A 24,973-nucleotide genomic window follows, 5' to 3' on the forward strand; every position below is an offset into this window, starting at 1 on the left:
AAACTCCGGCCGGTGTTTCATTTCTGAGGCGTTTTCTTTGGCGTGGGGCACGCCTTGGAGGCGATCCAATCTAGGTTTCGAGCCAAGGTTCTGATTAAATCGGACCTCCCGGCTCTGGGGATAGGCAGGCGCGACATGCGCGCCGTTCCGGTGGATGACAAGATGGCGGCAGTGATCAAGAAGGTCGGCGTGATCGGCGCGGGGCAGATGGGCAGCGGCATCGCGCATGTTGCGGCGCTGGCCGGCTTCGACGTGGTGCTCAACGACATCTCGGCCGACCGCCTGAAGTCGGGCATGGCCACCATCAACGGCAATCTGGCGCGACAGGTTTCCAAGAAGGCCGTCTCCGAAGACGACAAGGCCAAGGCGATGGCGCGCATCACGCCCGCCGAGAAGCTGGACGACCTCGCCGATTGCGACCTCGTGATCGAGACCGCGGTCGAGAAGGAAGAGGTCAAGCGCAAGATCTTCCACGAGCTTTGCGCGGTGTTGAAGCCGGAGGCGATCGTGGCCTCCGATACCTCGTCGATCTCGATCACGCGGCTCGCCGCTGCGACCGACCGCCCCGAGCGCTTCATCGGCATTCACTTCATGAATCCGGTGCCGTTGATGGAGCTGGTGGAACTGATCCGGGGCATCGCCACCGACGACCAGACCTTCGAGGCGTCCAAGGAATTCGTCGCCAAGCTCGGCAAGCAGGTCGCGGTCTCCGAGGATTTCCCGGCCTTCATCGTCAACCGCATCCTGCTGCCGATGATCAACGAGGCGATCTACACGCTGTATGAAGGCGTCGGCAATGTCGAGGCGATCGACGCGGCGATGAAGCTCGGGGCGCACCATCCGATGGGCCCGCTCGAGCTTGCCGATTTCATCGGCCTCGATACCTGCCTTTCCATCATGCAGGTGCTGCACGAGGGCCTGGCCGACTCCAAATACCGCCCGTGCCCGCTGCTGGTGAAATACGTCGAGGCCGGCTGGCTCGGCCGCAAGACCCAGCGCGGCTTCTACGACTACCGCGGTGCCAAGCCGGTTCCGACGAGGTAAGGCGGCGGTTCCGTAGGGCGGCCAGAGGCGCAAAGCGCCGTGCCCACGATATCTCTTCGATCACACGATGGGTTTGGCGGGCACGCTTCGCTTTGCCCACCCTCCGGCACTTTTGCCGTGGAGCGGCTCTGTGACATTTCATGTCGCGTTAACCTCTCGCGCCTAGGTTACGGCCGGTAAGAGGGTTCGCGTAATGGACATGATGGCAATGGTCAGCACCATGCTGGCCGCTCAGCAAGGCGCGCTGCAGTCGAATATTGCGGCGACGCTGACCAAGCAGAACGCGGATATGGAGAAATCCACCGTCCTGACGCTGATGGGTGCCGGTCAGCCTTCGCTGGCCAATGTCGGTGCCGGCGTCGGCGGCAACCTCAACGTCACCGCTTAATATCCCTGGAGCGCAGCGGCGGCTTTGCCCGTTGCCGCCCGGATCAGCTTGAGCGCGTCCTCGCTCGCCCATTCCGCCGGCCCCGCGATCGTCGCAATCTCGCAGCCTTGCGGATCGACCAGCACCGAGGTCGGCATGCCCAGGGCCCGGCCTACAGCCTTAAGATCCTGGAAAACCTTGGCTTTCTGGTCGCTGAAATAGCCGAGCCGGGTCAGATTCGCCTCTTTCAGGAAGGTCTTCGGCTTCTCGGGGTCGCGGGTGTCGATGTTGATCGCCACCACCTCGAAATTCGGGCCCGACAGCTTGCCCTGGAGTTCGTCCAGCGCCGGCATTTCCTTGCGGCAGGGCACGCACCAGGTCGCCCACAGGTTCACCAGCAGCGTCTTGCCGCGGAAATCCGACAGTTTCTTCGGCTTGCCGTCGGCGTCCTCGAAAGCGAGGTCGGGCAGCTTCAGCGGGGCGCTCGCCATGGTCAGCGCCGCCACCTCGCCATGGGCGAGCGGGGCGATCTTCTGCGCCGTCGCCACCGCCGCCTTGCAGGTCGGATCGCCCGAGGGGGCCCGGCTCAGGCCCAGCCCGTACAGCGCGGCGAAGCCGGCCAGTCCCACGACCGCCACGGCGGCGATGACGAGGGGGACCCGGCGCGTGGCGGAGGGCGTCTTGTCGAGCATATCGTTTGTCATCCGGTCGCAGATATGGCTATCAGGGGCCTCTTAATATGGCTGGCGGCGGCCAGCAAACGTGGCTAGCGACAGGCGTGAGCAGGGGATCATGAGCAACAAGATGTGGGGCGGCCGGTTCTCGGAACGTCCCGATGAGATCATGGAAGAGATCAACGTCTCCATCGACGTCGATCGTCACCTCTACGCCCAGGACATTGCCGCGTCCAAGGCCCACGCTGCGATGCTCGCCAGCCAAGGCATCATCACGGGCTCTGATGCGAAAAATATCGGCAAGGGTCTAGACACGATTTTGTCAGAGATCGGCAAGGGCGACTTCGCGTTCAAGCGCGCGCTCGAGGACATCCATATGAATGTCGAGAGCCGCCTGTCCGAGCTGATCGGCCCGGCCGCCGGTCGCCTGCACACCGCGCGCTCGCGCAACGACCAGGTAGCGACCGATTTCCGTCTCTACGTGCGCGACGTTCTCGATGAGACCGACGCCGCGCTCGCTGCCTTCCAGCAGGCCCTGGTCGAGCGTGCGTTGGAGCACGCAGGCACCGTCATGCCCGGCTTCACGCATCTGCAGACCGCGCAGCCGGTGACCTTCGGCCATCATCTGCTTGCCTATGTCGAGATGGCAGCGCGCGATCGCGGCCGTTTTCAGGATGCGCGCAAGCGGCTGAACGAATCGCCGCTCGGCGCCGCCGCGCTCGCAGGCACCTCGTTCCCGATCGATCGCCACGCCACCGCGAAGGCGCTTCTCTTCGACCGTCCGATGGCGAACTCGCTCGACGCGGTGTCCGACCGCGACTTCGTGCTGGAGACGCTGTCGGCCGCCTCGATCTGCGCCGTGCACATGTCGCGCTTTGCCGAGGAGATCGTGATCTGGACCTCGCCGCTCGTCGGCCTGATCCGGCTCAGCGACAAGTTCACCACGGGCTCCTCGATCATGCCGCAGAAGCGGAATCCGGATGCGGCCGAGCTGGTGCGCGCCAAGACCGGGCGCGTCATCGGCGCGCTCAACGGTCTGTTGATCGTGATGAAGGGCCTGCCGCTCGCCTATCAAAAGGACATGCAGGAGGACAAGCAGGGCGCCATGGAGGGCTTTGCCGCGCTGTCGCTGGCGATCCGCGCCATGACAGGCATGGTCCGCGACCTCGTGCCTGACGAAGCCAGGATGAAGCTTGCCGCGGGCGAGGGCTATGCCACCGCGACCGACCTTGCCGACTGGCTGGTGCGAACGCTGAAAATGCCGTTCCGCGAGGCCCATCACGTCACGGGCCGCATCGTCGCCAAGGCCGCCGACGGCGGCGTCGCGCTGCATGAGGTACCGCTCGAAGAGATGCAGGCGATCGAGTCGAAAATCACCAGGGACGTGTTCGGCGTGCTCTCGGTCGAATCGTCGGTGAAGAGCCGCACCAGCTTCGGCGGCACCGCGCCGAAGAACGTGACGGCCCAGGCCAAGGCCTGGTTGAAGCGGCTGGAAAAAGAGCGAAAATTGGGCTGAGGGTAAAATTTCGCTGATGTTTCATGGTCATCGGGCTCTCGCCAGAGCAGGCCAATCTCTGTATGGTGCACCGCGCGTAGTGGGGATTTCGTCGTGACGTCAAAGTTTCGCCCGGCCGGTTCGGGGTGGGCCATCATTGTCTTGAGCCTGACGGCGCTTGCGCTTGCCGGCTGCGGCCGCAAAGGTCCGCTGGATCTGCCGCCGACCGCCACCAACGCGCCGACGGCCAACGGCGCCGCACCTGTCGACACCGACACCGCAGCCCAGAAGACGTCGAGCATGTTCAATCCCACCTCAGCCTCAGGTGCGGATGCCGAGCCCGCGGCGGCCAAGGGCCGGAAGAAACCGTTTATTCTCGACCCGCTTCTGGACGAACCTCCCGGCAAGAAATAAGCCGGGACAACCGAGCCCGAGTCATGAACCATTTCGACTATCGCAACGGCGTACTGCACGCCGAGGCGGTGAACCTGTCCGAGCTGGCCGCATCCGTCGGCACGCCGTTCTATTGCTATTCGACCGCGACGCTGGAGCGGCACTACCGCGTTTTCACCGAGGCCTTCGCCGGCGAAAAGGTGCTGGTCTGCTACGCCATGAAGGCGAACTCCAACCAGTCGGTGCTGCGTACGCTGGCCAAGCTGGGCGCCGGCGCCGACGTGGTCTCAGGCGGCGAATTGAAGCGCGCGCTGGCTGCCGGCATTCCACCAAACAAGATCCTGTTCTCCGGCGTCGGCAAGACCGAAACCGAACTGCGCGCCGCGCTCGCCGCCGATATTCTCTGCCTCAACGTCGAATCCGAGCCGGAGCTCGAGCTGCTGTCGCGCGTTGCGACCGAGATGGGCAAGACCGCGCGCATCTCGCTCCGGGTCAACCCCGATGTCGATGCCGGCACCCACGCCAAGATCTCGACCGGCAAGTCCGAGAACAAGTTCGGCATCCCGATCGTGCATGCCCGCGAGGTCTATGCCCGCGCCGCGAAACTCCCGGGCATCGAGGTGACCGGGACCGACGTGCATATCGGCAGCCAGATCACCGACCTTTCCGGCATGGAGACCGCGTTCCGCATCCTCTCCGAGTTCGTGCAGACGCTGCGCGCCGACGGCCACAACATCTCGCATGTCGACTTCGGCGGCGGTCTCGGCATTCCCTATTACATGGACCGCGAGGCGCCGCCGGCGCCAGCCGCCTATGCCGCCATGGTCAGGCGCGTCAGCCACAATCTCGGCTGCACCTTGATGTTCGAGCCGGGCCGCATGATCGTCGGCAATGCCGGCATCCTGGTCGCCAAGGTGATCTATGTGAAGCACGGCGACGGCAAGAATTTCGTCATCATCGACGCTGCGATGAACGACCTCATCCGACCGACGCTGTACGAGGCGCATCACGACATCCTGCCGGTGAAGCAGCCGGCCGCGGGTGCCGCCACCATCGTTGCCGATGTCGTCGGCCCGGTCTGCGAGACCGGCGACTATCTCGCGCTTGATCGTACGCTGCCGACACCCGCGCCCGGCGATCTCCTCGCCATCATGACCGCGGGCGCCTACGGCGCGGTGCAAGCCGGCACGTACAACACCCGGCCGCTGGTGCCGGAGGTGCTGGTGAAGGACGATCAGTACGCCGTGGTGCGCCCGCGCGTGGAGGTCGAGCAGCTGATCGCGATGGATACGCCCGCGCCGTGGCTGTGAGGCGTTGAGAGAAAGCTCAAGCGCGTTCGCGCGTTGCGCGCCCCGGGACGACAGCGGAGATTGCGACGGCTATTTCCCCGTCACTCCACTCTTCGCTCCACCCACCACCACGCCCGCCTTCTTCTCGATCGGCTTGATGGCCGCGGTGAAGTCGGACTCGGCGCCTTCCGCGGCTATTACGGTTTCCCACAACCGGCCGACCGCGTCCGCGACCTCCATCGACAGGCCGAGCTGCTTCATCTCCTCCAGCGCCAGCCGCACGTCCTTCACCATCAATCCCGTGGCGAAGCCGAAGTCGAATGTGCGCGGCAGCACCGCGCGCGGAAACTTGTCGCGGCTCGCCGTGTTCATGCCGGAGCCGGCATTGATGACGTCGATCATCACGGCGGGATCGAGCCCGGCCTTCAGGCCCATCACCACGGCTTCCGACGTCGCCACGATCGCGGTGGCCGACAGGAAGTTGTTGGCGAGCTTCATGGTCTGCGCCGCGCCGGGCTTCTCGCCGATGAAGAACACTTTTCCGATCACGTCGAGCGCGGGCTTGAGCAGCTCGAATTCCGCCTTCGGCCCGGAGACCATCACCGCCAGGGTGCCCTTCTCGGCGCCGCCGACGCCGCCGGAGACGGGGCAGTCGATCTGCACGATGTTGTGCTTGGCGAGAAGCCCGTGAATCTTCGCGGCCATCGCCGAGCCGACCGTGGAGAGATCGATGAAGCGTTTTGCGCTTCTGCCCTCGATCACGCCGTTCGCTCCGGTTGCAACCTCGAGCGAAGCCTGCAGCGAAGGCAGGCTCGCCATGACGGTCTCGACCCGATCGGCGACGTCCCTTGGTGAGGTCGCGGGCGTAGCGCCGAGCGCAACGAGCTTGCCCATGATCTCCTTGCGCGTGTCGAACACGACGAGGCTGTGCCCCGCCTCGATCAGCCGCCGCGCCATCGGGAAACCCATGTTTCCAAGGCCGATGAATCCGATGTCCATGGTGTTTCCTTTCTGTTGTCATTGCGAGGAGCGAAGCGACGAAGCAACCCAGGGATGTGTCCGTGGAGGGATTTCTGGATTGCTTCGCTTCGCTCGCAATGACGGAGCGATACGTTGAAAGCCGTTTGTTCGGCTCAAGCCTTGCCGTCGATCTCCGCGAACACCTCGCGCGCGATGCGGAAACTGTCGACCGCGGCGGGCATGCCGCCATAGATCGCGACCTGCATCAGGATCTCGCGGATTTCCTCGCGGCTGACGCCGTTGGTGAGCGCGCCCTTCAGATGTACGCGGAACTCGTGCTGGCGGTTGAGGATCGCGATCATGGCGATGTTGAGCATGCTGCGGGTCTTGCGCGGCAGCTCCTCGCGGCCCCACACCGCGCCCCAGCAATATTCGTTCAGCATCTCCTGGAACGGACGGTTGAAATCATCGACGTTCTTCAGGGCGTTGTTGACATAGGTCTCGCCCAGCACCGCTTTGCGGACTTCCAGGCCCTTGTCGTGCATTTTCTTGTCCATGGCGTTTCCCTTGCTTTCTTGCGCTTCTCGGAGGTGGCGGCGCGCGGAAATTACGGGGTTGGACGGCCCCAGTCACGTCCTCGTGTTATGCGGGAAAAGGGGTGTCTCCCGTACGGGAATGGATGCCTCAGTGCTGCCGTTGTGATAGGCTCCTCTCTACCGGGCAACCTGGAGAGTTGATTGAACGGCGTCACCCCCGACCCGTCAGACCCGATCCGCAACAGTGACGCTCTGTCGCGGTTGAAGCTGGCGCAGGCCCTCGACCGGGCCACCTATGCCATCGCGTGGGAGCGTGCCTGGCCAAATCTGGCGCGGCTTCTGACTGTCGTCGGCCTATTCCTGGTGGTGTCCTGGGCCGGCCTGTGGCTGGTCCTGCCCTTTATCGCCCGGACCATCGGTCTCGTCGTTTTCGCCGGGATTGCGATCGCCGTCCTGCTGCCCCTGATTCGCTTCCGCTGGCCGAGCCGCGACGAGGCGCTGGCCCGGCTCGATCGTGGCTCCGGCATCCGTCACCGCCCGGCGACCACGCTGACCGACACGCTGTCCTCGCATGATCCGGTCGCACAGGCGCTGTGGCAGGCGCAGCGCGAGCGTACGCTGGCCTCGATCAAGCGCATCCGCGCCGGTCTGCCCCATCCGCGCCTTGCGCTCCATGATCCCTGGGCGCTGCGTGCCCTCGTCATGGTGACGCTGGTCGCGACCTTCTTCGCCGCCGGCGACGAGCGCGCGATGCGGCTCGGGGCCGCCTTCGACTGGAACGGCGTGCTGGCGCCGGCGAATGTTCGCGTCGATGCCTGGGTCACCCCGCCGCTCTACACCGGCAAGCCGCCGGTCATCCTGTCGGCCGCCAATAGGGAGGCTGCAGCGCTGCCGGCTTCCGGCCCGCTTGCCGTTCCCGCAGGCTCGACCCTGATCGTGCGCTCTTCCGGCGGCAGCCTGGATGTCGCCGTCTCCGGCGGCCTCAAGGAGGTCGCTCCCGCGGAGGCCGCACCGAAGGGCACCAACGAGAAGCATTTTGCCATCACCGGCGACGGCACCGCGCGTGTCCGCGCGCCCTCCGGCCAGCCGCAATGGGCGTTCGCGGCGACGCCAGACCGTGCGCCGACCATTGCGCTCGCCAAGGATCCCGAGCGCCAGGCGCGCGGCGGGCTGCAGCTCTCCTACAAGATCGAAGACGATTACGGCGTCACCGGCGCCGATGCGCACATCGCCTTGCGCCCCGCCGAGACCAAGGATGCTGTCAAGGATGGCAGCAAGGATTCCGACGGCAAAGCCGCGGCGCGGCCGTTGTTCGAGCCGCCGCAATTTCCGCTGGTGCTGCCGAACGCGCGCACCCGCAACGGCGTCGGCCAGACGGTGAAGGACCTCAGCGAGAACCCCTATGCCGGCGCCGACGTCACGCTGACCCTGACCGCCAAGGACGAGGCCGGCAACGAGGCCAGAAGCGAACCCTTCAACATGCGCCTGCCCGAGCGTCTGTTCACCAACTCGCTCGCGCGCGCGCTGATCGAGCAACGCCGCATCCTCGCGCTCGACGCCAACAGGAATTCCGACGTCTACACCGCGCTCGACGCGCTGATGATCGCACCCGAATTGTTCACGCCGGATGCCGGCTGCTATCTCGGCCTCCGGAGCCTGGCGACCCAGCTCGAGGCTGCCCGCACCGACGATGCTCTGCGCAATGTCGTGGCGAGCATGTGGGCCTTCGCGGTCACCATCGAGGATGACGGTGTCGCCGGCAGCGTCAACGCCGCGCTGCGCTCGGCGCAGGACGCGCTCAAGGCGGCGCTGGAACGCGGTGCCAGCGAGGACGAACTCAGGGTGCTGACGCAGAAGCTTCGTGAGGCCATGGCCGGCAAGGTGCGCGATCTCGCCCGGCGCGCCGAGCAGAATCCGCTCGGTGCCCGGCAGCCGTTCCCCGCGGAGGTCCAGCTCATCCTCGACAAGGCGATCGAGCTGCGACAGAAGACCCAGCATGCGACGCCCGAGCAGCTCGCAGAGCTGGCGCAGCAGCAGGACGTCTTGCGCGAACAGCTGCAAGCCTATCGAAAGTCGGCGAACAGCCGTGCCAACAAGGCGGGGGACGACAAGACCAACCAGTTTACGCGGGACCGGAAATGCGGAAGCTAGCGCGCGTGCCAGTCTTGAAGGCGATGTCGATCGCCTGTCTCGCCTTCCTGTTGGGAGGCGTTCCCCCCGCCCTGGCCCAGCAGGACTTGGATCCCGATGCGCTGCTCGATAGCGCAGAAAAGGCGATGCAGGATTCCGGCGACAGCCTGAGGCAGAAGGAGTCCGGGAAGAGCCTGAACAACCAATCCGACGCCATCCAGAAGCTCGAGGAATACAAGCGCGCCACGGAGAGGAGCCAATCTTCCAGTCGCGATCGTTCCGTCATCACGCAGCGGGATCTGGACGATCTCTTGCGGCAGATCGAGAAGGCGGCGCGCGAAGGCAACAAAGAGGCCGCACAGCGCATGCTCGAGCAGCTCGCGCAGATCATGGAAAATCTCCAGATGGCGCAGCCCGGGCAATCCGGCGAGAGCGAGATGGAGCAAGCGCTGAACGAGCTCAGCGACATGATCCGCAAGCAGCAGCAATTGCGCGACAAGACTTTCAAGCAGGGCCAGGACTCCCGCCGTGACCGCTCGCGCGGCAAGCAGGGCGACCAGTCGATGTCGGACCTCCAGCAGGATCAGCAGTCGCTGCGCGACCGCCTGAAGAAGCTGCAGGACGAACTCGCCAAGCGCGGTCTCACGCAGAAGGGACAAAAGGGTCAGAAGGGGCAGCAGGGTCAACAGGGACAGAAAGGCCAGCAGGGCGATCAGGGCCAGAGCGGAGATCAGGACGGCGACGACGGTGATGACGATGGCAGCCTCGACACCGCGGACGGCGCCATGGGTGATGCCGGTTCAAAACTCGGCGACGGCAATGCCGACGGTGCCGTGGATTCGCAGGGCAAGGCGCTCGATGCGATGCGCAAGGGCGCGCAGAAGATGGCCGAGGCGATGCAGCAGGGCGATGGCGACGGGCAGGGCGATGGTCCCGGCAATCGGGCCGGCCGTCAGCAGAGCGGCGGCAATCAGACCGATCCGCTGGGCCGCCCGCTTCAGGGCCGCGATCTCAGCGACGATTACTCAGTCAAGATCCCCGGCGAGATCGACGCCCAGCGTGTCCGCCGCATCCTCGAAGAGCTCCGCCGCCGCCTCGGCGACAGCTCGCGCCCGCAGATCGAGCTCGATTATATCGAGCGGCTGCTGAAGGATTTTTGAGGCGCACTCACCCCTTGTTCACTGTCGTCGCCCGGCTTGACCGGGCGATCCAGTATTCCAGAAGCCTGCGTTGCACTGCTCGCCCTCACCGCGTCCGCCTCGGCGTACTGGATGCCCCGGTCACGCCGGGGCATGACAGCGGAGCGTGAGGCGGCAGCTTCGCGTCACGCCTTCTTCGCCGCCAGCGCATCCGCTACGGCGGTACGGATGTCGGCGACCGAGAACGGTTTTGTCACGACGTCGTGCACCAGCGCATTCAAATTCGAGGCGCGCTCGCGCTGGTCGGCAAAGCCGGTCATCAGCAGAATGGTCAGATCGGGGAAGTCGCGCGCAGCGGAGAGCGCCAGTGCGATGCCGTCCATGACGGGCATCTGGATGTCGGTGAGCAGCAGGTCGAAGGCGCCGCCCTCGCGGGTCAGGATCTCCAGCGCCTCGGCGCCGTCCTGCGCGGTGACGGTCTCGTGGCCGTCCATCGCGATGGCACGCGCGACCAGCGTGCGCATCGAATCTTCGTCGTCGGCAATCAGGATTTTCGGCATCAGATCAGTCTCTGGGGCGAACCTTCCTAGTGCGGGACTCTACACGCTGATTATACGCTGCCGCCGGCGATGTCGCGCCGGTTGAAGAAGCGAACGTCGATATTGCGGCCCTCCGGCGGCGGCGAGGCGAGGCGAGAGCGGAAGAAGGCGCGCTCGCCGGGCCGCAGCACGGTCTGCTCCAGCACCGTGTTCCAGGCGTAGATCTCGGCGCCTTGCCCGTCGCGCACGGCAAAGCGCAGCCGCGGGATGTCGAGCGGCTTCTTGCCCTCGCCGACGATCATGCCCTCGATCACCAACACCAGCTTACCGTCCACTGTCTCGCTGGACAGCTTCACGTCCTTGAAGGCGAGGCCGCGCAGGTTCACCTCGAGCCCGACCATCTTGTAGAACGCCGCCGTCTGCGGCAGCAGCCGCACCATGTCGCCGCGCCAGATGACCAGCGCCAGCACCAGCGCGCCCATGGCGGCGCAGGCGGTCGGGAGGCCGAAATAGGATTTACGCGGAGCAATGGTGGCGGCCGGGCGGCTGACCCGCGCGCCGCGGCGGCCGAACAGGCCGCGGAACCAGGATTGATGCTGCGCGCCGACGACCTCCTCTTCGGCCTCGCGCGCCGCCACTGACCACTCGTCCTCGGTTTCCTTGGCCTCTTCATCGGGCCAGTCGCTGGCGATCGAGGGGCTGTCGACGACAGGCGCATCAGACGCCCCGTCGTCCTTGGCATAGGAGTTCCACTGCTCGGCAAGGTCGGACTGGTCGTCGGCCTGGCTGGCAGCGGCCATGGCCGGGACGGATGCCTCCTCGATGGCATCCTCGGCATGGGCGATCCAGGTCTCCTTGCAGCGGGAACAACGGACCGCCCGTCCGTTCGCCCCAAGGCTCGCAAGCTTGATGGCGTAGGATGTCATACAATGGGGGCAGACGATATGCATGGACGAGCCTTGATGCATGAACCGAGGACTTGACCATGTATGCTACAGCGCGACCGTTAACGAACCGGAAACCATAACGGCGGCAAAACCCGTTGATCGCGTATGGCGGAGCAGCAGTGCGACCCCGCCCCCTCTCGAACGGAGCTGAGCTTGGTTCGGTTCGAAAATGTCGGATTGCGTTACGGTCTGGGGCCGGAGATCCTGCGCGACCTCAGTTTCCAGATCCCGGCGCATTCGTTCCAGTTCCTCACCGGCCCGTCCGGCGCCGGCAAGACCTCGCTGCTGCGCCTGTTGTTCCTGTCGCATCGGCCGACGCGGGGCCTCGTCAATCTGTTTGGTCATGATATTTCGCAGCTCGGCAAGGACGAGATCGCCGATTTGCGCAAGCGCATCGGGATCGTGCTCCAGGATTTCCGTCTGCTCGATCACATGACGACCTATGAGAACGTCGCGCTGCCGTTCCGCGTCATGGGGCGCAGCGAGTCGAGCTATCGCAAGGAGGTGATCGATTTGTTGCGATGGGTCGGGCTCGGTGAGCGCATGGACGCGCTGCCGCCGATCCTGTCGGGCGGCGAGAAGCAGCGCGCCGCGATCGCGCGCGCCGTGATCTCGCGGCCGCAGCTGCTGCTCGCGGACGAGCCGACCGGCAGCGTCGATCCGACGCTCGGACGCCGCCTGCTGCGGCTCTTCATCGAGCTCAACAAATCGGGCACCGCCGTGATCATCGCGACCCACGACATCGGGCTGATGGATCAGTACGAGGCACGGCGCCTCGTGCTGCACCAGGGACGGTTGCACGTCTATGAGTAGGACCGACGAGCGCGGCGTGCTGGTCGATCTCGGACAGGAGCGTCCGCAGCTCCCGGCCAAGGCGCGCAACATGTCGCCGATCGTGCCGCGCGCCTCGATCCACGGTCGCGCGCTGGTCGCCGTCGTCGCCATCATGACCTTCCTCGCCTCGATGACCACGGGCACGGTGCTGCTGGTCAGCGCCTCGGCCGCCGAATGGCAGTCGGACGTTGCGAGCGAGATCACCATCCAGGTTCGCCCACAGGCCGGCCGCGATCTCGAGCGCGACACCGCAGCGGTGACGGAGGCGATGCGCGCGCAGGCCGGCATCGTCGAGGTCAAGCCGTTCAGCAGGGAGGAGAGCGGCAAGCTGCTCGAGCCCTGGCTCGGCACCGGGCTGTCGATGGACGATCTGCCGGTGCCGCGCATGATCATCGCGCGCGTGCAGCCCGGCACCTCACTCGATCTCGGCACCTTGCGCGCGCGCGTGACCCAGGTCGCGCCGGGCGCCAGCGTCGACGATCACCGCGCCTGGATCGAGCGGATGCGCTCGATGACCAATGCCACCGTGCTCGCCGGTCTCGGCATCCTCGCGCTGGTCATCATCGCCACCATCATCTCCGTCTCGTTCGCGACCCGCGGCGCCATGGCGGCGAACCGTCCGATCGTCGAGGTGCTGCATTTCGTCGGCGCCGGCGACCGCTACATCGCCAACCACTTCCTGCGTCATTTCCTCCGGCTAGGGCTCGAGGGGGGCTTGATCGGCGGCGGTGCCGCCATGCTGGTGTTCGGCTTCTCCGAGTCGATTGCCGGCTGGTTTTCCGGTACCCCCGTGGGCGACCAGTTCGCCGCCCTGCTCGGCACTTTCTCGCTCCGGCCATCCGGCTACATCGTGCTCGCGGTCCAGGCCGTGCTGATCGGCGCCATCACCGCAGTGGCCGCGCGCCAGACGCTGTTTGCGACGTTGAATGATGTGGATTGAGCTCGCTCTTCTTCCTTCTCCCCGTGTTGGAGAGGGTGACCCAGCTCGCAGCCCGAGCGTTCGTCACATCCGCAGGACTCCACTTCGCGTCAAAACGTCATAAAATCACCTCAGGGAAGGGATCACCGACATCACATGACCTCGCCGACCGACGAACGATCGCCGAACCTGCCGCGCGGCTGGCTGCGCGCGGCATTGGTGTCGACGATTGCGTTCGCCTTCGTCGTCGCTGCGGCGGGTTTCATCGCATTCCTGTCGCAATTGCGCGGCGCCGAGATCGCGCCGGGCCGCAAGGCGGACGGCATCGTGGTCCTGACCGGCGGCTCCTCGCGGGTGTCGGATGCCATGGAGCTGCTCGCTGCCGGCTACGGCAGGCGGCTGCTGATCTCCGGCGTGCATCCGACCTCCACGGCGAACGACATCTCCCGGACCCTGCCGGAGAACCAGTCCTTCATGACCTGCTGCGTCGATCTGGACCGTACTGCGCTCTCGACCCGCGGCAATGCGGCGGAGGCGCGGCGCTGGGCCGAGGGGCGCCGCTTCCAATCGCTGATCGTGGTCACCTCGAACTATCACATGCCGCGCGCGCTGGTGGAGTTCGCCCATGCGATGCCGAAGACGACATTGATCCCGTTCGCGGTGGTCGGCGACAAATGGCGCGAGGAGCCCTGGTGGACGTCGGCGTCCACCTTGCGGCTGCTGTTGTCGGAATATGTCAAGTACGTTGCGGCCGAGCTCAGGGTCAGGCTGGAGAATTTCGGGATTGACCTTTCGCCCGAGATATCGGAGCAGCCTGCAAGCGTGCAGCCGAAGCGGCCCAACACTGCACAGGCCAACTGATTGGCAAATTAATCGGATCATCGATGTTCCTGATTTTCCTGCGCTCGCTCGTGTTCAACGTGCTGTTCTACGCCGTGCTGGTGTGCCTCGCGATCGTGGCGCTGCCGACCTTCGCATTGCCGCCGCGCGCGATGCTGACGGTGGCGCAATGGTGGGCGAAGGCGACGCTGGTCCTGATGCGGGTTGTCTGCAACATCAAGGTGGAGTTTCGCGGTGTCGAGAAGATTCCGCAGGGGCCGCTCGTGATCGTTGCGAAGCACCAGTCGTTCTGGGAAACGTTCGTGCTGCCGGGCTTCTTCGACCGGCCGATCTTCATCCTCAAGCGTCAGCTGATGCAGATCCCGGTGTTCGGTCAGTTCCTGGTCAAGACCGGAATGATCGCGATCGACCGCAATGCCGGCGTGAAGGCGCTGCTCGACATGACGCGCCGCGCGCGTGAGGCGGTGCGCAGCGGAAAGCAGCTCGTCATCTTTCCGGAAGGCACGCGCCGCGCACCGGGCGCACCGCCCGATTACAAGACCGGCTATGCGCAGATCTACTCGTCTTGCGGCGTGCCGTGCCTGCCGATCGCGCTCAACTCCGGCCTGTTCTGGCCACGCCGTACCTTCATGCGCTATCCCGGCACGCTGGTCGTGGAATTCCTCGATCCGTTGCCGCCGGGCCTGCCGAAGGACCAGTTTCTCTCCCGCGTGCAGACGGCCATCGAGGACGCGACCGGCCGTCTCGTCGAGGCGGGGCGGAAAGAGCAGGAGCAATTGATCGGCTCCTCGCCGAGCTATGCTCCATCCGAGAGCTAGCGGTTCTCTCGATCTTCGGTCGGCGCCGGCGCGTGCAGGGAATGCGCATCACCATGCAGCATCAATGCAAGCTGATGCAGCTGCGCGTCGCGAAAGCCTTCGGCCTCGATCGCCTTCACCGTCGCCGTCACGTAGTCGCGGTTCGCGCCGGACTGGCCGTGGCCCTGGATGACATAGCGGTGCTGCTCGGCGAGCGACAGCCGGCCGGCATATTGGACATGGCCGCGATCGACGACATAGGCGAGCGCGGAGACGCGCTGCCGCGCATCGTTCTCCAGCCATACCGAGCGCATCACCTCGCGATAGACCGAGGTGACCTGCTCGCGCGCACGCAGGTATGAGACGACCTCAGCGCGGTTCTTCTCAGCGACGCGAAAGGCGATGCCGCGGCAGGCGCCGCCACGGTCGAGCCCGAGCACCAGACCCGGCCTCTCCGGCGTGCCGCGGTGCACGAAGGAGTAGACGCAGAGCGCGCGGTGCTCGCCGACCAGCCGCGCCGGGACGCGCTCGTCGAATGCGAAGCCCGGCCGCCACATCAGCGAGCCGTAGCCGAACACCCAGAGGTCGCCTTTGGCTGTGGTGACGGAGGGGAGGGTGATTTCCGACATTTCGGGCACGGCTAGCAGAACCCTGCGCCCAAGCGAAGCAATTTCTCCGCCTTTTGTCGCAGGCGCGCCTCGCTTACATTTGCCTGAATCTGGGATCAAAGGGTCGCCGCATGTCCAATATGACCGTTGCCGCAGGCCGCCGCCGCTCCCGTTGGGGCCTTTTCATCGCACCCGTTCTCGTCCTGATCCTCGCCGTCGCTTGGACCGGATTCTGGTTCTATGCGGCCTCGCAGGCCGAAATCGCCGCCGACGCCTGGCGGGCGCAGGAGGCCAAGGCCGGTCGCATCTATGATTGCGCCAAGCGCTCGATCGCCGGCTTCCCGTTCCGTTTCGAGGTCCAGTGCTCCGGCGCCAGCGTCGCCCTGGTCTCGCAGAACGCGAGCAAGACGCCGTTCACGGCGAAGCTCGACAACATCCTTGTCGTCGCCCAGGTCTACGATCCCAAGCTCGTCATCGCCGAATTCTCCGCGCCCGCGACGCTGACCGACGGCGTGACGCAAAACACCTTCGTGGTGAACTGGAGCAAGGGCCGCAGCAGCGTGGTGGGCCTCCCTGCCGTGCCGGATCGGGCCTCCATCGTGTTCGACGATCCCAGCCTCAACCGGCTCGACGGCAGCGTGCAGGTGCCGCTCGCGCGCGCCAGGCAGGTCGAACTGCACGGCCGTCTCGCGGAGGGATCGAGGTCCGACCATCCGGTCATCGAGACGACGCTTCACGTCGCGCAAGGCAGCATCCAGGGCGTTCATCCCCTGCTCGCCGAGCCTTTCGAGGCCGACACGCGCGCCAAGATCACCGGCCTCTCCGACCTCACGCCAAAGCCCTGGCCGCAGCGTTTCCGCGAGATCCAGGCCGCTGGCGGTCATATCGAGATCGTGCAGTCGCGGATCCAGCAGGGCGAGATGATCGCGATCGCGGCCGGTACGCTCGGCATCTCGGCCAACGGCCGGCTCGACGGCGAATTGCAGATGACGGTGACGGGCCTCGAGCGGGTGATCCCGGCGCTCGGCATCGAGAAGATGCTGGAGGAGGGCGTGCCGCAGGCAACGCTCGATCGCGTTGCGCCCGGCGTGAAGTCGCAGGACCTCAACAATCTCTTCGGCGCGCTCGACCGGGCCGTGCCTGGCCTCGGCAAGGTGATCAAGCAGAACGCCAATGCCGGCGTCGCCGCGGGTATCAACTCGATCGGCACCGAGAGCACGCTGGAAGGCAAGAAGGCGCGCAGCTTCCCGCTGAAATTCGTCGACGGCGCCGTGCTGCTCGGCCCGGTCAAGGTCGGCCAGATCCCGCCGCTGTATTGATTGATTTTGTCGTCATTCCGGGTTCGCCCTGCGGACACCCCGGAATGACGGAGGGTTACGGCTTCTTCAGCGCCCCATGCTGCCGCCCAAAGTCCGGCGCGGCCGAATCCTGACCGATCTCGACGATGCCGCGGCGGATGGCGCGGGTGCGGGTGAAGTGGTCGAACAGCGCTTCGCCGTCGCCGCGGCGGATTGCGCGGGTGAGCTTTGCGAGGTCCTCGGTGAAGGTGCCGAGCATCTCCAGCACGGCTTCCTTGTTGGCGAGGAAGACGTCACGCCACATCGTCGGGTCGGAGGCAGCGATGCGGGTGAAGTCGCGAAAACCGCCGGCGGAGAACTTGATGACCTCGGATTCCGTCACCTGCGCCAGCTCGTCGGCGGTGCCGACGATGGTGTAGGCGATCAGATGCGGCAGATGGCTGGTGATCGCGAGCACGAGATCGTGATGATCCGGCGTCATGATCTCGACCTTGGCGCCCATCGCCGCCCAGAACGCGCGCAGGCGATCGGTGGCCGCGGCATCGACGCCTTCGGGCGGGGTGAGGATGCACCAGCGGTTGATGAAGAGCTCGGCGAAACCCGAATCCGGCCCCGAATGCTCGGTCCCGGCCACGGGGTGCGCCGGCACGAAATGAACGGTCTTCGGCAGATGCGGCGCCATGTCCCTGACGATGGCGCCCTTGACCGAGCCGACGTCGGAGACAATAGCCCCGGGCTTCAGGTGCGCGGCGATCTCCTGGGCCACAGGTCCGCAGGCCCCGACGGGAATGCAGAGGATGACGAGATCGGCATCCTTCACCGCTTCCGCATTCGTTGCCACGACCTGGTCGACGATGCCGAGCTCGAGCACACGCGCGCGCGTCTTCTCCGAGCGCGCGGTGGTGACGATCTCGCCGGCCAGGCCCTGAAGCTTCGCAGCGCGCGCGATCGAGCCGCCGATCAGGCCGAAACCGATCAGCGCGACACGCTGGAAGTGCGGATCTGCGCTCATTTGCCGGCCACGAAGTCGCGCAAGGCATCGACCACGAGACGGTTGGCTTCCTCGGTGCCGATGGTCATGCGCAGCGAATGCGGCAGGCCGTAGTTCTTCAAGCCGCGCAGCACGAGGCCCCGCTTGGTGAGGAAGGCGTCGGCGTCGTCGGCCGTCTTGCCCTTGTCGGTCGGGAAGTGGATCAGCACGAAATTGGCGACGCTCGGCGTCACCTTCAGCCCGAGCTTGCCGATCTCCTCGGTGAGCCAATTGCGCCAGGTCTCGGTGAACTGCTTCGACATCGCCTGGTGCGCTGTGTCCTCGATCGCGGCGACCGCGGCATACATCGCCGGCGTCGACACGTTGAACGGGCCGCGGATGCGGTTGACCGCGTCGATGATGTGCTCGGGGCCGAACATCCAGCCGATGCGCAGCGCGGCGAGGCCGTGGATCTTCGAGAACGTGTGCGTCACCACCGTGTTCTCGGTGGTGGCGACGAGCTCGATTCCCATTTCGTAATCGTTGCGGGAGACGTAGTCGCAATAGGCGGCATCGAGCACCAGCAGCACGTGCGAGGGGAGGCCGGCACGCAGCCGCTTGACCTCGTCGAACGGCACATAGGTCCCGGTCGGATTGTTGGGGTTTGCAAGCCAGACCAGCTTTGTCTTCGGCGTCACGGCTTTCAGGATGGCGTCGACGTCGCAGGTGAGGTTGGTCTCCTGCGCGACCACGTTCTTGGCGCCGACCGCCATGGTCGCGATCGGGTAGACCAGGAAGCCGTGCGTGGTCGAGATCGCCTCGTCGCCGTGGCTGAGATAGGTGTGGGCGAGCAAATTGAGGATCTCGTCCGAGCCGGCGCCGCAGATGATGCGGTTGGGATCGAGCCCGAAGGAGCGGCCGATCGCCTCGCGCAGTACGCGCGAAGTGCCTTCCGGATAATCCTCCAGATGGTCCGCTACGCGCTTGAACGCCTCGATCGCCTTGGGCGAGGGCCCGAACGGCGTCTCGTTGGCGGAGAGCTTGAACACCTTGCGGCCCGGCTCGGCGACCGGACTCTTGCCGGGCGTGTAGGGCGCGATATCGAGAATGCCGGGATTCGGCACGGGGCGGGACATCTTCAACTCCGAAAATGGCGGGGCGCGGCGCGCGGTTTACGATTTCGCCCCGGTCGGGGGCACCGTATAGCGCGTTGCGTGGCTGCCGACGAGGGCCGTGGAACGCACCGAGGCCCCCGCCTCGATCAGGGCAGCCCTGATTTTGTCGATGCTGGTCGCACCCGTGACCGAGACCAGCAATGCCGCGCCGTCGAAGGCGGTATCGGGCACCGCCACGATCTCGGCGAGCGGCGACAGGGCGCGCGCGACCTCGGCGTTCCACCCCGAGACGCGCACGCTGAAGGTCTCGACCTCCGTCACCAGGGCGCTATCGGCGACGCGCGAGATCGCGAACACCGGCAGGGCTGCAGGATGGTCGGCACGCTCGATGAAGGGCATCCGCGCGATGATCTTCGGCGCGCCGTCCGCTTCCAGCTCCAGCCACCACGGCGTGCGGCTGGACGTGGCCGAGACCAGCGCCAAATCGCCCTTGGACTTCGCCACCGCTTCGACCGCGGCCTGCGCGCTGAAATGCGCGACGTAGGGCACGGTGAATCCGAAATTGAAGCGCACGGAATCGCGCATCGCAGGCTCGCTCACCGAGACGTCGGCATGCACCGAGAACGGCGCCTGCACATAAGTGAAGGTCGAGATGATGACGCGCCAGATGCTCTCGACCGTGTCGAGCGGAAGGATGCCGCGATGACGCTGCACGAGCTCGCGCATCATGGCGGCCTCGCGCGCCGGACGGAACGCCGAGCCCACCTCCTGGGTCTGCTTCACCTGGATCAGGCGGTCGATGATGTCGCCGCGCTGCATCAGCAGGCGATGCATGCCCTCGTCGATCGCGTCGATCTCCTTGCGAAGTTCCTGCAGCGATGGTGGCGCGGGCGGACGTTGGGACATGGCTTGGACTGTCGATCGTTCCGATGGGGGATATCCTGATTAGGCAGTCGGGGCGGCGAAAGCAAAGAGAAATGACGTCCTTTTTGGCCCGCGCGACGGAGACCAATCAGCCCGATCCGGTCCGCGACTTGACGAAAACCGCCCAAGACGGTAGCGTTTGCCCGTTCCGTGGTCATTTGAGCCGGCCGGCTTGCAGCCACGTTAAAAAACTCGCTAAACAGGCCGGGGACGCTTTCGATCCCGGCCGAACCTATCGTTCAGGCCGGGTTTTTCATGGCCTGATGCAAGTGGCGATCGAGGTTCGATCGCAAACGAGGTCGATGGTCAGATGGGTGGCGTCAAGTCGATACCGAGTCCTGCGATCAGCGCCGACGAGCGGTCGCACGAGGTGGATCATCCGAGCTCGCAGGTCGCGCATTTCGGCACCGAGCAGCCGCTGCGGCTCGATTGCGGCGTAGATCTCACCCCGTTCCAGATCGCCTACCAGACCTATGGCGAGCTCAACGCCGATCGCTCCAATGCCATTCTGATCTGCCATGCGCTGACCGGCGATCAGCATGTCGCCAACGTGCATCCCGTCACCGGCAAGCCCGGCTGGTGGGAGACGCTGGTCGGTCCCGGCCGCCCCATCGATCCCAAGCATTACTTCATCATCTGCTCCAACGTGATCGGCGGCTGCATGGGCTCGACCGGGCCCGCGTCGATCAATCCTGCAACCGGCAAGGTCTGGGGCCTGGATTTCCCTGTCATCACCATCCCCGACATGGTGCGCGCGCAGGCCATGCTGATCGACCGGCTCGGCATCGACGCGCTGTTCGCGGTCGTCGGCGGCTCGATGGGGGGCATGCAGGTGCTGCAATGGACCGCCGCTTATCCTGCCCGTGTGTTCTCCGCGCTGGCGATCGCCTGCGCGACGCGGCACTCGGCGCAGAACATCGCCTTCCACGAGCTCGGGCGCCAGGCGGTGATGGCCGATCCCGACTGGCACGGCGGCGGCTATGCCGATCACGGCATCCACCCGCATCGCGGGCTCGCGGTGGCGCGCATGGCGGCGCACATCACCTATCTCTCGGATGCAGCGCTGCATCGCAAGTTCGGCCGGCGCATGCAGGACCGCGAGCTGCCGACCTTCTCGTTCGATGCCGACTTCCAGGTCGAGTCCTATCTGCGCTACCAGGGCTCCTCCTTCGTCGAGCGGTTCGATGCCAATTCCTACCTCTATCTGACGCGCGCGATGGATTATTTCGACATCGCCGCCGACCATGGCGGCGTGCTGGCGAAGGCGTTCGCCGATATCAAGACCCGCTTCTGCGTCGTCTCCTTCACCAGCGACTGGCTGTTTCCGACCTCGGAATCGCGCGCGCTGGTGCACGCGCTGAACGCCTCGAGCGCGCGGGTGTCGTTCGCCGAGATCGAGACCGATCGCGGGCATGACGCCTTCCTGCTCGACGTTCCCGAATTCTTCGACATCTCCCGCGCCTTCCTGCAATCGGCAGGCAAGGCCCGCGGACTGAAGGGTAGCTAGCATGTCGGTGCAGGAGGTCTTGCCGCTCGGCGGCGTTGCGACCGGGCAGTCCGGTGATTTTCGCGCGGATCATCGGCTGGTCGCCGAGATGGTCAAGCCGGGCTCGAAGGTGCTCGACGTCGGCTGCGGCGAGGGCGATCTTCTTCAATTGCTGGAGACCCGCGGCATCGACGGCCGCGGCATCGAGCTGTCGCGCGAGGGCGTCAACCGCTGCGTGGCCAAGGGTCTTGCTGTGGTGCAGGGCGATGCCGACACCGACCTCGTCAATTATCCGGATGACGCCTTCGACTACGTGATCCTGTCGCAGACGCTGCAGGCGACGCGGCAGCCGCGTGTCGTGCTGGAGAACCTGCTGCGCATCGGCCGCCGCGCCATCGTCTCGTTCCCGAATTTCGGCTTCTGGAAGATGCGGCTCCAGCTCCTGGTCGGCGGTCACATGCCGCGCACCGAGAACCTGCCGGCGACCTGGTACGACACCGCCAACATCCACTTCTGCACCATCAAGGATTTCGTGCAGCTCTGCGACGAGATCAACGTCAAGATGGAGCGTTCGGTGGCGCTCGATCTCTACGGCCGCCCGGTGCCGCTGAACCTGCCCTGGTGGGTGTGGAACATGTTCGGCGAGCAGGGCGTGTTTCTGCTGAGCCGCGGCGGCGGGAAGTAGTCTTGCCGTCATTCCGGGGCGGCACGACGTGCCGAACTACGGTGCGCAATTGCGCACCTGGGAATCTCGAGGTTCCGGGTTCGCTCTCCGAGCGCCCCCGGAATGACAGCTAGTGCGGAGCCAGCGACCTCGGATCGCGCGCCGGCCATCTTCCTGCTTCCACCAGCGTCACGAAGCGTTCCACGCTTTCGTTGAACAGCGCGGGCTCTTCGAGATTGAGCACGTGGCCTGACTTCGGAAACATCGCCAGCCCCGCCGCTGGCAGATGCTTCTTCAGGAACAGGCTCGGCCCAACGCATAGATCGTCCTCGTCGCCGCAGATGATCAGCGCCGGCGTCGTCGCCTTCTTGATCGCATCCGCCATCGTGTAGATCGAGGGACGGCAGCCCTGGAAGCCGCGCATCGTGCGCGCCGATCCCTTCGCGTCATGCCGCGCCAGCGCGGCGTAGAAATCGGCGTGTCCGCGCGGATCCTTCACCAGGAAGGGAATCCGGCTCGGCGCTTCGCGCGTGACTTTTGCCACTTCCACTGATCCCAGCGTCTCGAACTGCTCGGCATTGGCGCGGCACTGCTGGCGCCAGGCGTCGAGGTTCTCGAGCTCCGAGCCGGAGCCGACGCCGGCCAGCGTCATCGACAATGCGCGCTGCGGCGCGTTCAATCCGATCTGGAGCGACGAGTAGGCGCCCATCGACAGGCCGACGAGATGCGCGCGCTCGATCCCGAGATGATCGAGCACCGCGAGCGCGTCGCTGTAGAAATGCGTGTAGCCGTAGACTTCGCCCTCGGGCACGTCCGAGGGCGTGTAGCCGCGCGCCGAATAGGTGATGCAGCGATGGCTGCGCGAGAAGTAGCGCATCTGCGGCTCCCAATTGGTGTAGTCGGCCGCGAATTCGTGCAGGAAGATGATCGGCGTGCCGCTGCCTGTTTCTTCGAAATAGAGACGGCACTTGTCCTCCGTGACGGCGTAAGGCATCGGGTTTTCTCTCTGAGGGTGTTGCGGCATTGGAATGCCGTGCTGCAGTTCACGCATGTGAGTTCTAACATCCGTTAACCTGCGCGCAAAATCTTCCAGAACGCGTCTTGATCTCGCCACATCAGGATTCTGATACGCAAAGCGGATGTCGGCCGCCGCACGGGCCGATCGGGAAGTGGGGTGTCAACGAAGGATGAAGAATGTTCGAGTTGTTTGCGTCTCGCCTGTCGCGTCGTGTTGTCGCGCTGGCGATCTTCCTCGCGGCGGTCGCCGCGTTCGTCTCTCCGGCCTCAGCGCGGCCGTATCATCGTCATAGCGCAGAGCGGCACGCTTACGTGCACCACGCCAGACATCATCATCACCGCCACCACGCACGCAGCTCGCGCTTCGAGCGCAGCGCGGCGCAGCTGCAGGCGAACGGGTTCGGCAACACCTTTGCCAGCTATGATCCGAACGCCAACAGCCCAGGCATTGCCATGAGCGGCAATGGTGAAACGATCATTAGACGCAGCGGTCGCATGGCCACGAGCGGTGTCCGTCGAATGGCCATGCGCGATGGCGATGGAATGGCCGCCAGCGCGAACGGCGGCATGGCCAGCAACGGCATGAGTGGCGGCGGCTTTGGCGGCGGATCGGGCCTCGTCTCGGAGGCGCGCCGCTATGTCGGCAGCAATCCGACCGGGCGCGGCAGTCTGTGGTGCGCGCGCTTCATGAACATGGTGCTGCAGAAGACCGGACATCAGGGCACGGGATCCGACATGGCGAGCTCGTTCGCGCGCTACGGCACCCGCGTCTCCGGTCCGCAGGTCGGCGCCATCGCGGTGATGTCGCGTGGCAGCCGTGGCGGCCATGTCGGGGTCATCACCGGCATCGACGCGCACGGCAATCCGATCATGATCTCCGGCAACAACGGCAACCGCGTCCGCGAGGCGCCGGTCTCGCGCGGGAAGATCTATGCGTATGTGATGCCGAATTGAGGTGAGGCGCGTAGGATGGGTTGGCTGGCGGGCGCGCGAAGCGCGGTCGCTGGCGTAACCCACGCTACGGCAACGTGGCTCTCACAGCAGCTTCGGTTCTTCCACCGCAACCGCGTCGCCCACACCGATCTCGCCGCCTTCGATCACCTCGGCATAGATGCCGCAGTCCATGTGGCCGAGCGTGCGCGAGAGCGTGGGCGGGATTTCGAGATCGCGCTTGCCCGTCTCGGGATCGACGTTGGTGGCGGGGCAGCGCACAATGCGCTTGACCACCTTCAGCCGGGCCTGCCCGATCGCAAGCGTCTGGCCGACGAGATCGAGCTCCGACCAGGCCGGCCAGCCCTTCACGTAGAGATTGGCGCGGAAGCGCAACGGATGCACGGCAACGCCGCCCAGCATGGCCTCGATGGCACGGACACTGTCGAGATTGATGATGGAGACGACCTTGCGGGCGACGTCGGAGAAGCTGTGGTCGCGGCCGGACAGAACCTTGGGCGGCCCCTTCAGCTCGGGCTGAAAATTCTCCGTGAAGTAGCGCTCGATTGCGGCACGTCCGGTTGCGGTCTCCAGGTCGCCGCTGGCGACGGTCTGGCCGTCTTTGCGGATCGTCAGCACATTGGTGGCGTCGTCGAAGCGGCTGTCGAGCTGTGCCAGCCGCTCATTGCGAGCGAGCATCAGAAACTGGATTTTCGGCTTCCATTCGGGCGCATCAGGGTCGAATCCGCTCGGGCCGTTTTCGATCGCGTAGCGGCGGTCCGCGGGTAGGGTCTGGCCGGCCCGCAAAGGGACCCGCGACAGGCGTTCGGGCGTCAGGCCCTTGATCGGGTAGCGGTAGAGGCCGGTGATCTCGGCGGTGTGGCTGGCGGACTTTGCGGTAGGGGTCATGCCGCTACTTAAGGGATTCGGCCGATCCGAGCCAACCCCGCCCACCAACGCACGAAATTGTGAAGTCGCCTCTTTCGCATCCGCAATCTGCTTCCCACATCTGCGTCAGGCCGGCGGCAACGTCGGCAAAATGCGACCGTTACCGGTTG

The 24,973-nt window shown here is 65.5% G+C and carries 26 protein-coding genes and 1 riboswitch; of the genes, 15 read left to right on the top strand and 11 right to left on the bottom strand.

Annotated features, from left to right (window positions below; genetic code table 11):
- Positions 1-162: 162 nt before the first annotated feature.
- Together ACFDR6_RS15250 and ACFDR6_RS15255 are read left to right on the top strand one after the other, a co-directional pair.
- Complete coding sequence (locus ACFDR6_RS15250; RefSeq protein WP_212079806.1) at positions 163-1,044, top strand: 3-hydroxybutyryl-CoA dehydrogenase; 882 nt, start codon at positions 163-165, stop codon at positions 1,042-1,044.
- A gap of 193 nt (positions 1,045-1,237) precedes the next feature.
- Positions 1,238-1,432: a hypothetical protein gene (locus tag ACFDR6_RS15255; protein ID WP_212079808.1), complete on the top strand. Its 195-nt coding sequence runs from the start codon at positions 1,238-1,240 to the stop codon at positions 1,430-1,432.
- On the opposite strand, the gene tlpA is transcribed toward ACFDR6_RS15255, so the two are convergent.
- Complete coding sequence (gene tlpA / locus ACFDR6_RS15260) at positions 1,429-2,103, bottom strand: thiol:disulfide interchange protein TlpA (RefSeq protein ID WP_317242183.1); 675 nt, start codon at positions 2,101-2,103, stop codon at positions 1,429-1,431. The genes ACFDR6_RS15255 and tlpA overlap by 4 nt on opposite strands.
- Before the next feature lie 100 nt (positions 2,104-2,203).
- Here tlpA and argH point away from each other — a divergent pair, with 100 nt between their 5' ends.
- From argH to lysA, 3 genes are all read left to right on the top strand, one after another.
- Positions 2,204-3,601 (top strand): argininosuccinate lyase, encoded by a 1,398-nt coding sequence (gene argH / locus ACFDR6_RS15265; protein WP_375858761.1) that lies wholly within the window; start codon positions 2,204-2,206, stop codon positions 3,599-3,601.
- A gap of 93 nt (positions 3,602-3,694) precedes the next feature.
- Positions 3,695-3,994: an LPS translocon maturation chaperone LptM gene (gene lptM, locus ACFDR6_RS15270; RefSeq protein ID WP_212079812.1), complete on the top strand. Its 300-nt coding sequence runs from the start codon at positions 3,695-3,697 to the stop codon at positions 3,992-3,994.
- A 23-nt stretch (positions 3,995-4,017) separates the two neighbouring features.
- Positions 4,018-5,283 carry a diaminopimelate decarboxylase gene (gene lysA, locus ACFDR6_RS15275; RefSeq protein ID WP_375858762.1) on the top strand — a complete coding sequence of 422 codons (1,266 nt, stop codon included), beginning with the start codon at positions 4,018-4,020 and terminating at the stop codon, positions 5,281-5,283.
- 69 nt (positions 5,284-5,352) lie between these two features.
- Here lysA and ACFDR6_RS15280 read toward each other — a convergent pair whose 3' ends face one another.
- Positions 5,353-6,261: an NAD(P)-dependent oxidoreductase gene (locus tag ACFDR6_RS15280; protein ID WP_375858763.1), complete on the bottom strand. Its 909-nt coding sequence runs from the start codon at positions 6,259-6,261 to the stop codon at positions 5,353-5,355.
- A 134-nt stretch (positions 6,262-6,395) separates the two neighbouring features.
- A complete protein-coding gene (locus ACFDR6_RS15285; protein WP_317242187.1) occupies positions 6,396-6,779 on the bottom strand; it encodes a carboxymuconolactone decarboxylase family protein in 384 nt (127 codons plus the stop codon).
- Between the two features lie 180 nt (positions 6,780-6,959).
- On the opposite strand from ACFDR6_RS15285, the gene ACFDR6_RS15290 reads away from it, so the two are divergent.
- Both ACFDR6_RS15290 and ACFDR6_RS15295 read left to right on the top strand, forming a co-directional pair.
- Positions 6,960-8,909, top strand: a complete 1,950-nt coding sequence (locus tag ACFDR6_RS15290) for a TIGR02302 family protein (RefSeq protein WP_375858764.1) — start codon at positions 6,960-6,962, stop codon at positions 8,907-8,909.
- Positions 8,897-10,048: a DUF4175 family protein gene (locus ACFDR6_RS15295; RefSeq protein WP_375858765.1), complete on the top strand. Its 1,152-nt coding sequence runs from the start codon at positions 8,897-8,899 to the stop codon at positions 10,046-10,048. Before ACFDR6_RS15290 ends, ACFDR6_RS15295 begins: the two co-directional genes overlap by 13 nt.
- A 164-nt stretch (positions 10,049-10,212) precedes the next feature.
- On the opposite strand, the gene ACFDR6_RS15300 is transcribed toward ACFDR6_RS15295, so the two are convergent.
- Together ACFDR6_RS15300 and ACFDR6_RS15305 are read right to left on the bottom strand one after the other, a co-directional pair.
- The gene (locus ACFDR6_RS15300) at positions 10,213-10,587 is read right to left on the bottom strand and encodes a response regulator (RefSeq protein ID WP_375858766.1); all 375 of its coding nucleotides are present in this window, start codon (positions 10,585-10,587) and stop codon (positions 10,213-10,215) included.
- A gap of 50 nt (positions 10,588-10,637) precedes the next feature.
- Complete coding sequence (locus ACFDR6_RS15305) at positions 10,638-11,516, bottom strand: MJ0042-type zinc finger domain-containing protein (RefSeq protein WP_212079820.1); 879 nt, start codon at positions 11,514-11,516, stop codon at positions 10,638-10,640.
- 150 nt (positions 11,517-11,666) lie between these two features.
- On the opposite strand from ACFDR6_RS15305, the gene ftsE reads away from it, so the two are divergent.
- The 4 genes from ftsE to ACFDR6_RS15325 all read left to right on the top strand — a co-directional run bounded on the left by ftsE (position 11,667) and on the right by ACFDR6_RS15325 (position 14,924).
- Positions 11,667-12,326, top strand: coding sequence for a cell division ATP-binding protein FtsE (gene ftsE / locus ACFDR6_RS15310; RefSeq protein ID WP_063694655.1), 660 nt, complete (start codon positions 11,667-11,669; stop codon positions 12,324-12,326).
- A complete protein-coding gene (locus ACFDR6_RS15315) occupies positions 12,319-13,287 on the top strand; it encodes a cell division protein FtsX (protein WP_212079822.1) in 969 nt (322 codons plus the stop codon). Before ftsE ends, ACFDR6_RS15315 begins: the two co-directional genes overlap by 8 nt.
- Before the next feature lie 135 nt (positions 13,288-13,422).
- Positions 13,423-14,127: a YdcF family protein gene (locus tag ACFDR6_RS15320; RefSeq protein ID WP_375858768.1), complete on the top strand. Its 705-nt coding sequence runs from the start codon at positions 13,423-13,425 to the stop codon at positions 14,125-14,127.
- A 23-nt stretch (positions 14,128-14,150) separates the two neighbouring features.
- A complete protein-coding gene (locus ACFDR6_RS15325) occupies positions 14,151-14,924 on the top strand; it encodes a lysophospholipid acyltransferase family protein (protein ID WP_375858769.1) in 774 nt (257 codons plus the stop codon).
- Here ACFDR6_RS15325 and ACFDR6_RS15330 read toward each other — a convergent pair.
- On the bottom strand, positions 14,921-15,532 hold the full coding sequence (locus tag ACFDR6_RS15330) for a gamma-glutamylcyclotransferase (protein WP_375858770.1): 612 nt from the start codon (positions 15,530-15,532) through the stop codon (positions 14,921-14,923). The two genes, ACFDR6_RS15325 and ACFDR6_RS15330, sit on opposite strands and share 4 nt — an antisense overlap.
- 110 nt (positions 15,533-15,642) lie before the next feature.
- Between ACFDR6_RS15330 and ACFDR6_RS15335 the strand changes: the two genes are divergently transcribed.
- Positions 15,643-16,830 carry a DUF2125 domain-containing protein gene (locus ACFDR6_RS15335; protein ID WP_375858771.1) on the top strand — a complete coding sequence of 396 codons (1,188 nt, stop codon included), beginning with the start codon at positions 15,643-15,645 and terminating at the stop codon, positions 16,828-16,830.
- A 55-nt stretch (positions 16,831-16,885) separates the two neighbouring features.
- Here ACFDR6_RS15335 and ACFDR6_RS15340 read toward each other — a convergent pair whose 3' ends face one another.
- From ACFDR6_RS15340 to ACFDR6_RS15350, 3 genes are read right to left on the bottom strand one after another with little or no spacing between them, the layout of a single operon-like run.
- A complete protein-coding gene (locus ACFDR6_RS15340; protein WP_375858772.1) occupies positions 16,886-17,821 on the bottom strand; it encodes a prephenate/arogenate dehydrogenase family protein in 936 nt (311 codons plus the stop codon).
- Positions 17,818-18,915, bottom strand: coding sequence for a histidinol-phosphate transaminase (hisC, locus tag ACFDR6_RS15345; RefSeq protein ID WP_375858773.1), 1,098 nt, complete (start codon positions 18,913-18,915; stop codon positions 17,818-17,820). Before hisC ends, ACFDR6_RS15340 begins: the two co-directional genes overlap by 4 nt.
- 36 nt (positions 18,916-18,951) lie before the next feature.
- The gene (locus tag ACFDR6_RS15350) at positions 18,952-19,800 is read right to left on the bottom strand and encodes a chorismate mutase (protein WP_212079831.1); all 849 of its coding nucleotides are present in this window, start codon (positions 19,798-19,800) and stop codon (positions 18,952-18,954) included.
- A gap of 158 nt (positions 19,801-19,958) precedes the next feature.
- Positions 19,959-20,038: riboswitch (SAM riboswitch) on the top strand.
- A gap of 90 nt (positions 20,039-20,128) precedes the next feature.
- On the opposite strand from ACFDR6_RS15350, the gene metX reads away from it, so the two are divergent.
- Together metX and metW are read left to right on the top strand one after the other, a co-directional pair.
- A complete protein-coding gene (gene metX / locus ACFDR6_RS15355; RefSeq protein ID WP_212079833.1) occupies positions 20,129-21,325 on the top strand; it encodes a homoserine O-acetyltransferase MetX in 1,197 nt (398 codons plus the stop codon).
- Position 21,326: 1 nt separating this feature from the next.
- Positions 21,327-21,989, top strand: coding sequence for a methionine biosynthesis protein MetW (gene metW, locus ACFDR6_RS15360; RefSeq protein ID WP_212079835.1), 663 nt, complete (start codon positions 21,327-21,329; stop codon positions 21,987-21,989).
- Positions 21,990-22,098: 109 nt separating this feature from the next.
- On the opposite strand, the gene ACFDR6_RS15365 is transcribed toward metW, so the two are convergent.
- Positions 22,099-22,962, bottom strand: a complete 864-nt coding sequence (locus tag ACFDR6_RS15365) for an alpha/beta fold hydrolase (RefSeq protein ID WP_375858774.1) — start codon at positions 22,960-22,962, stop codon at positions 22,099-22,101.
- A gap of 200 nt (positions 22,963-23,162) precedes the next feature.
- Here ACFDR6_RS15365 and ACFDR6_RS15375 point away from each other — a divergent pair, with 200 nt between their 5' ends.
- Positions 23,163-23,939 (top strand): TIGR02594 family protein, encoded by a 777-nt coding sequence (locus ACFDR6_RS15375; RefSeq protein ID WP_375858775.1) that lies wholly within the window; start codon positions 23,163-23,165, stop codon positions 23,937-23,939.
- Positions 23,940-24,020: 81 nt separating this feature from the next.
- On the opposite strand, the gene ACFDR6_RS15380 is transcribed toward ACFDR6_RS15375, so the two are convergent.
- Entirely contained in the window at positions 24,021-24,824 is an 804-nt protein-coding gene (locus ACFDR6_RS15380; RefSeq protein WP_212079838.1) for an MOSC domain-containing protein, read from the bottom strand.
- Positions 24,825-24,973: the final 149 nt, after the last annotated feature.

This window comes from Bradyrhizobium tunisiense, assembly GCF_042263385.1.
Lineage (GTDB): Bacteria > Pseudomonadota > Alphaproteobacteria > Rhizobiales > Xanthobacteraceae > Bradyrhizobium > Bradyrhizobium tunisiense.

What these genes read in the sequence shown, in the direction of transcription:
- ACFDR6_RS15250 (WP_212079806.1), top strand. Translation starts at nt 163, where the DNA reads ATGGCGGCAGTGATCAAGAAGGTCGGCGTGATCGGCGCGGGGCAGATG.
- ACFDR6_RS15255 (WP_212079808.1), top strand. Translation starts at nt 1,238, where the DNA reads ATGGACATGATGGCAATGGTCAGCACCATGCTGGCCGCTCAGCAAGGC.
- tlpA (WP_317242183.1), bottom strand. Translation starts at nt 2,103, where the DNA reads ATGCTCGACAAGACGCCCTCCGCCACGCGCCGGGTCCCCCTCGTCATC.
- argH (WP_375858761.1), top strand. Translation starts at nt 2,204, where the DNA reads ATGAGCAACAAGATGTGGGGCGGCCGGTTCTCGGAACGTCCCGATGAG.
- lysA (WP_375858762.1), top strand. Translation starts at nt 4,018, where the DNA reads ATGAACCATTTCGACTATCGCAACGGCGTACTGCACGCCGAGGCGGTG.
- ACFDR6_RS15280 (WP_375858763.1), bottom strand. Translation starts at nt 6,261, where the DNA reads ATGGACATCGGATTCATCGGCCTTGGAAACATGGGTTTCCCGATGGCG.
- ACFDR6_RS15285 (WP_317242187.1), bottom strand. Translation starts at nt 6,779, where the DNA reads ATGGACAAGAAAATGCACGACAAGGGCCTGGAAGTCCGCAAAGCGGTG.
- ACFDR6_RS15295 (WP_375858765.1), top strand. Translation starts at nt 8,897, where the DNA reads ATGCGGAAGCTAGCGCGCGTGCCAGTCTTGAAGGCGATGTCGATCGCC.
- ACFDR6_RS15300 (WP_375858766.1), bottom strand. Translation starts at nt 10,587, where the DNA reads ATGCCGAAAATCCTGATTGCCGACGACGAAGATTCGATGCGCACGCTG.
- ACFDR6_RS15305 (WP_212079820.1), bottom strand. Translation starts at nt 11,516, where the DNA reads ATGCATATCGTCTGCCCCCATTGTATGACATCCTACGCCATCAAGCTT.
- ACFDR6_RS15315 (WP_212079822.1), top strand. Translation starts at nt 12,319, where the DNA reads ATGAGTAGGACCGACGAGCGCGGCGTGCTGGTCGATCTCGGACAGGAG.
- ACFDR6_RS15320 (WP_375858768.1), top strand. Translation starts at nt 13,423, where the DNA reads ATGACCTCGCCGACCGACGAACGATCGCCGAACCTGCCGCGCGGCTGG.
- ACFDR6_RS15325 (WP_375858769.1), top strand. Translation starts at nt 14,151, where the DNA reads ATGTTCCTGATTTTCCTGCGCTCGCTCGTGTTCAACGTGCTGTTCTAC.
- ACFDR6_RS15330 (WP_375858770.1), bottom strand. Translation starts at nt 15,532, where the DNA reads ATGTCGGAAATCACCCTCCCCTCCGTCACCACAGCCAAAGGCGACCTC.
- ACFDR6_RS15335 (WP_375858771.1), top strand. Translation starts at nt 15,643, where the DNA reads ATGTCCAATATGACCGTTGCCGCAGGCCGCCGCCGCTCCCGTTGGGGC.
- ACFDR6_RS15340 (WP_375858772.1), bottom strand. Translation starts at nt 17,821, where the DNA reads ATGAGCGCAGATCCGCACTTCCAGCGTGTCGCGCTGATCGGTTTCGGC.
- hisC (WP_375858773.1), bottom strand. Translation starts at nt 18,915, where the DNA reads ATGTCCCGCCCCGTGCCGAATCCCGGCATTCTCGATATCGCGCCCTAC.
- ACFDR6_RS15350 (WP_212079831.1), bottom strand. Translation starts at nt 19,800, where the DNA reads ATGTCCCAACGTCCGCCCGCGCCACCATCGCTGCAGGAACTTCGCAAG.
- metX (WP_212079833.1), top strand. Translation starts at nt 20,129, where the DNA reads ATGGGTGGCGTCAAGTCGATACCGAGTCCTGCGATCAGCGCCGACGAG.
- metW (WP_212079835.1), top strand. Translation starts at nt 21,327, where the DNA reads ATGTCGGTGCAGGAGGTCTTGCCGCTCGGCGGCGTTGCGACCGGGCAG.
- ACFDR6_RS15365 (WP_375858774.1), bottom strand. Translation starts at nt 22,962, where the DNA reads ATGCCTTACGCCGTCACGGAGGACAAGTGCCGTCTCTATTTCGAAGAA.
- ACFDR6_RS15375 (WP_375858775.1), top strand. Translation starts at nt 23,163, where the DNA reads ATGTTCGAGTTGTTTGCGTCTCGCCTGTCGCGTCGTGTTGTCGCGCTG.
- ACFDR6_RS15380 (WP_212079838.1), bottom strand. Translation starts at nt 24,824, where the DNA reads ATGACCCCTACCGCAAAGTCCGCCAGCCACACCGCCGAGATCACCGGC.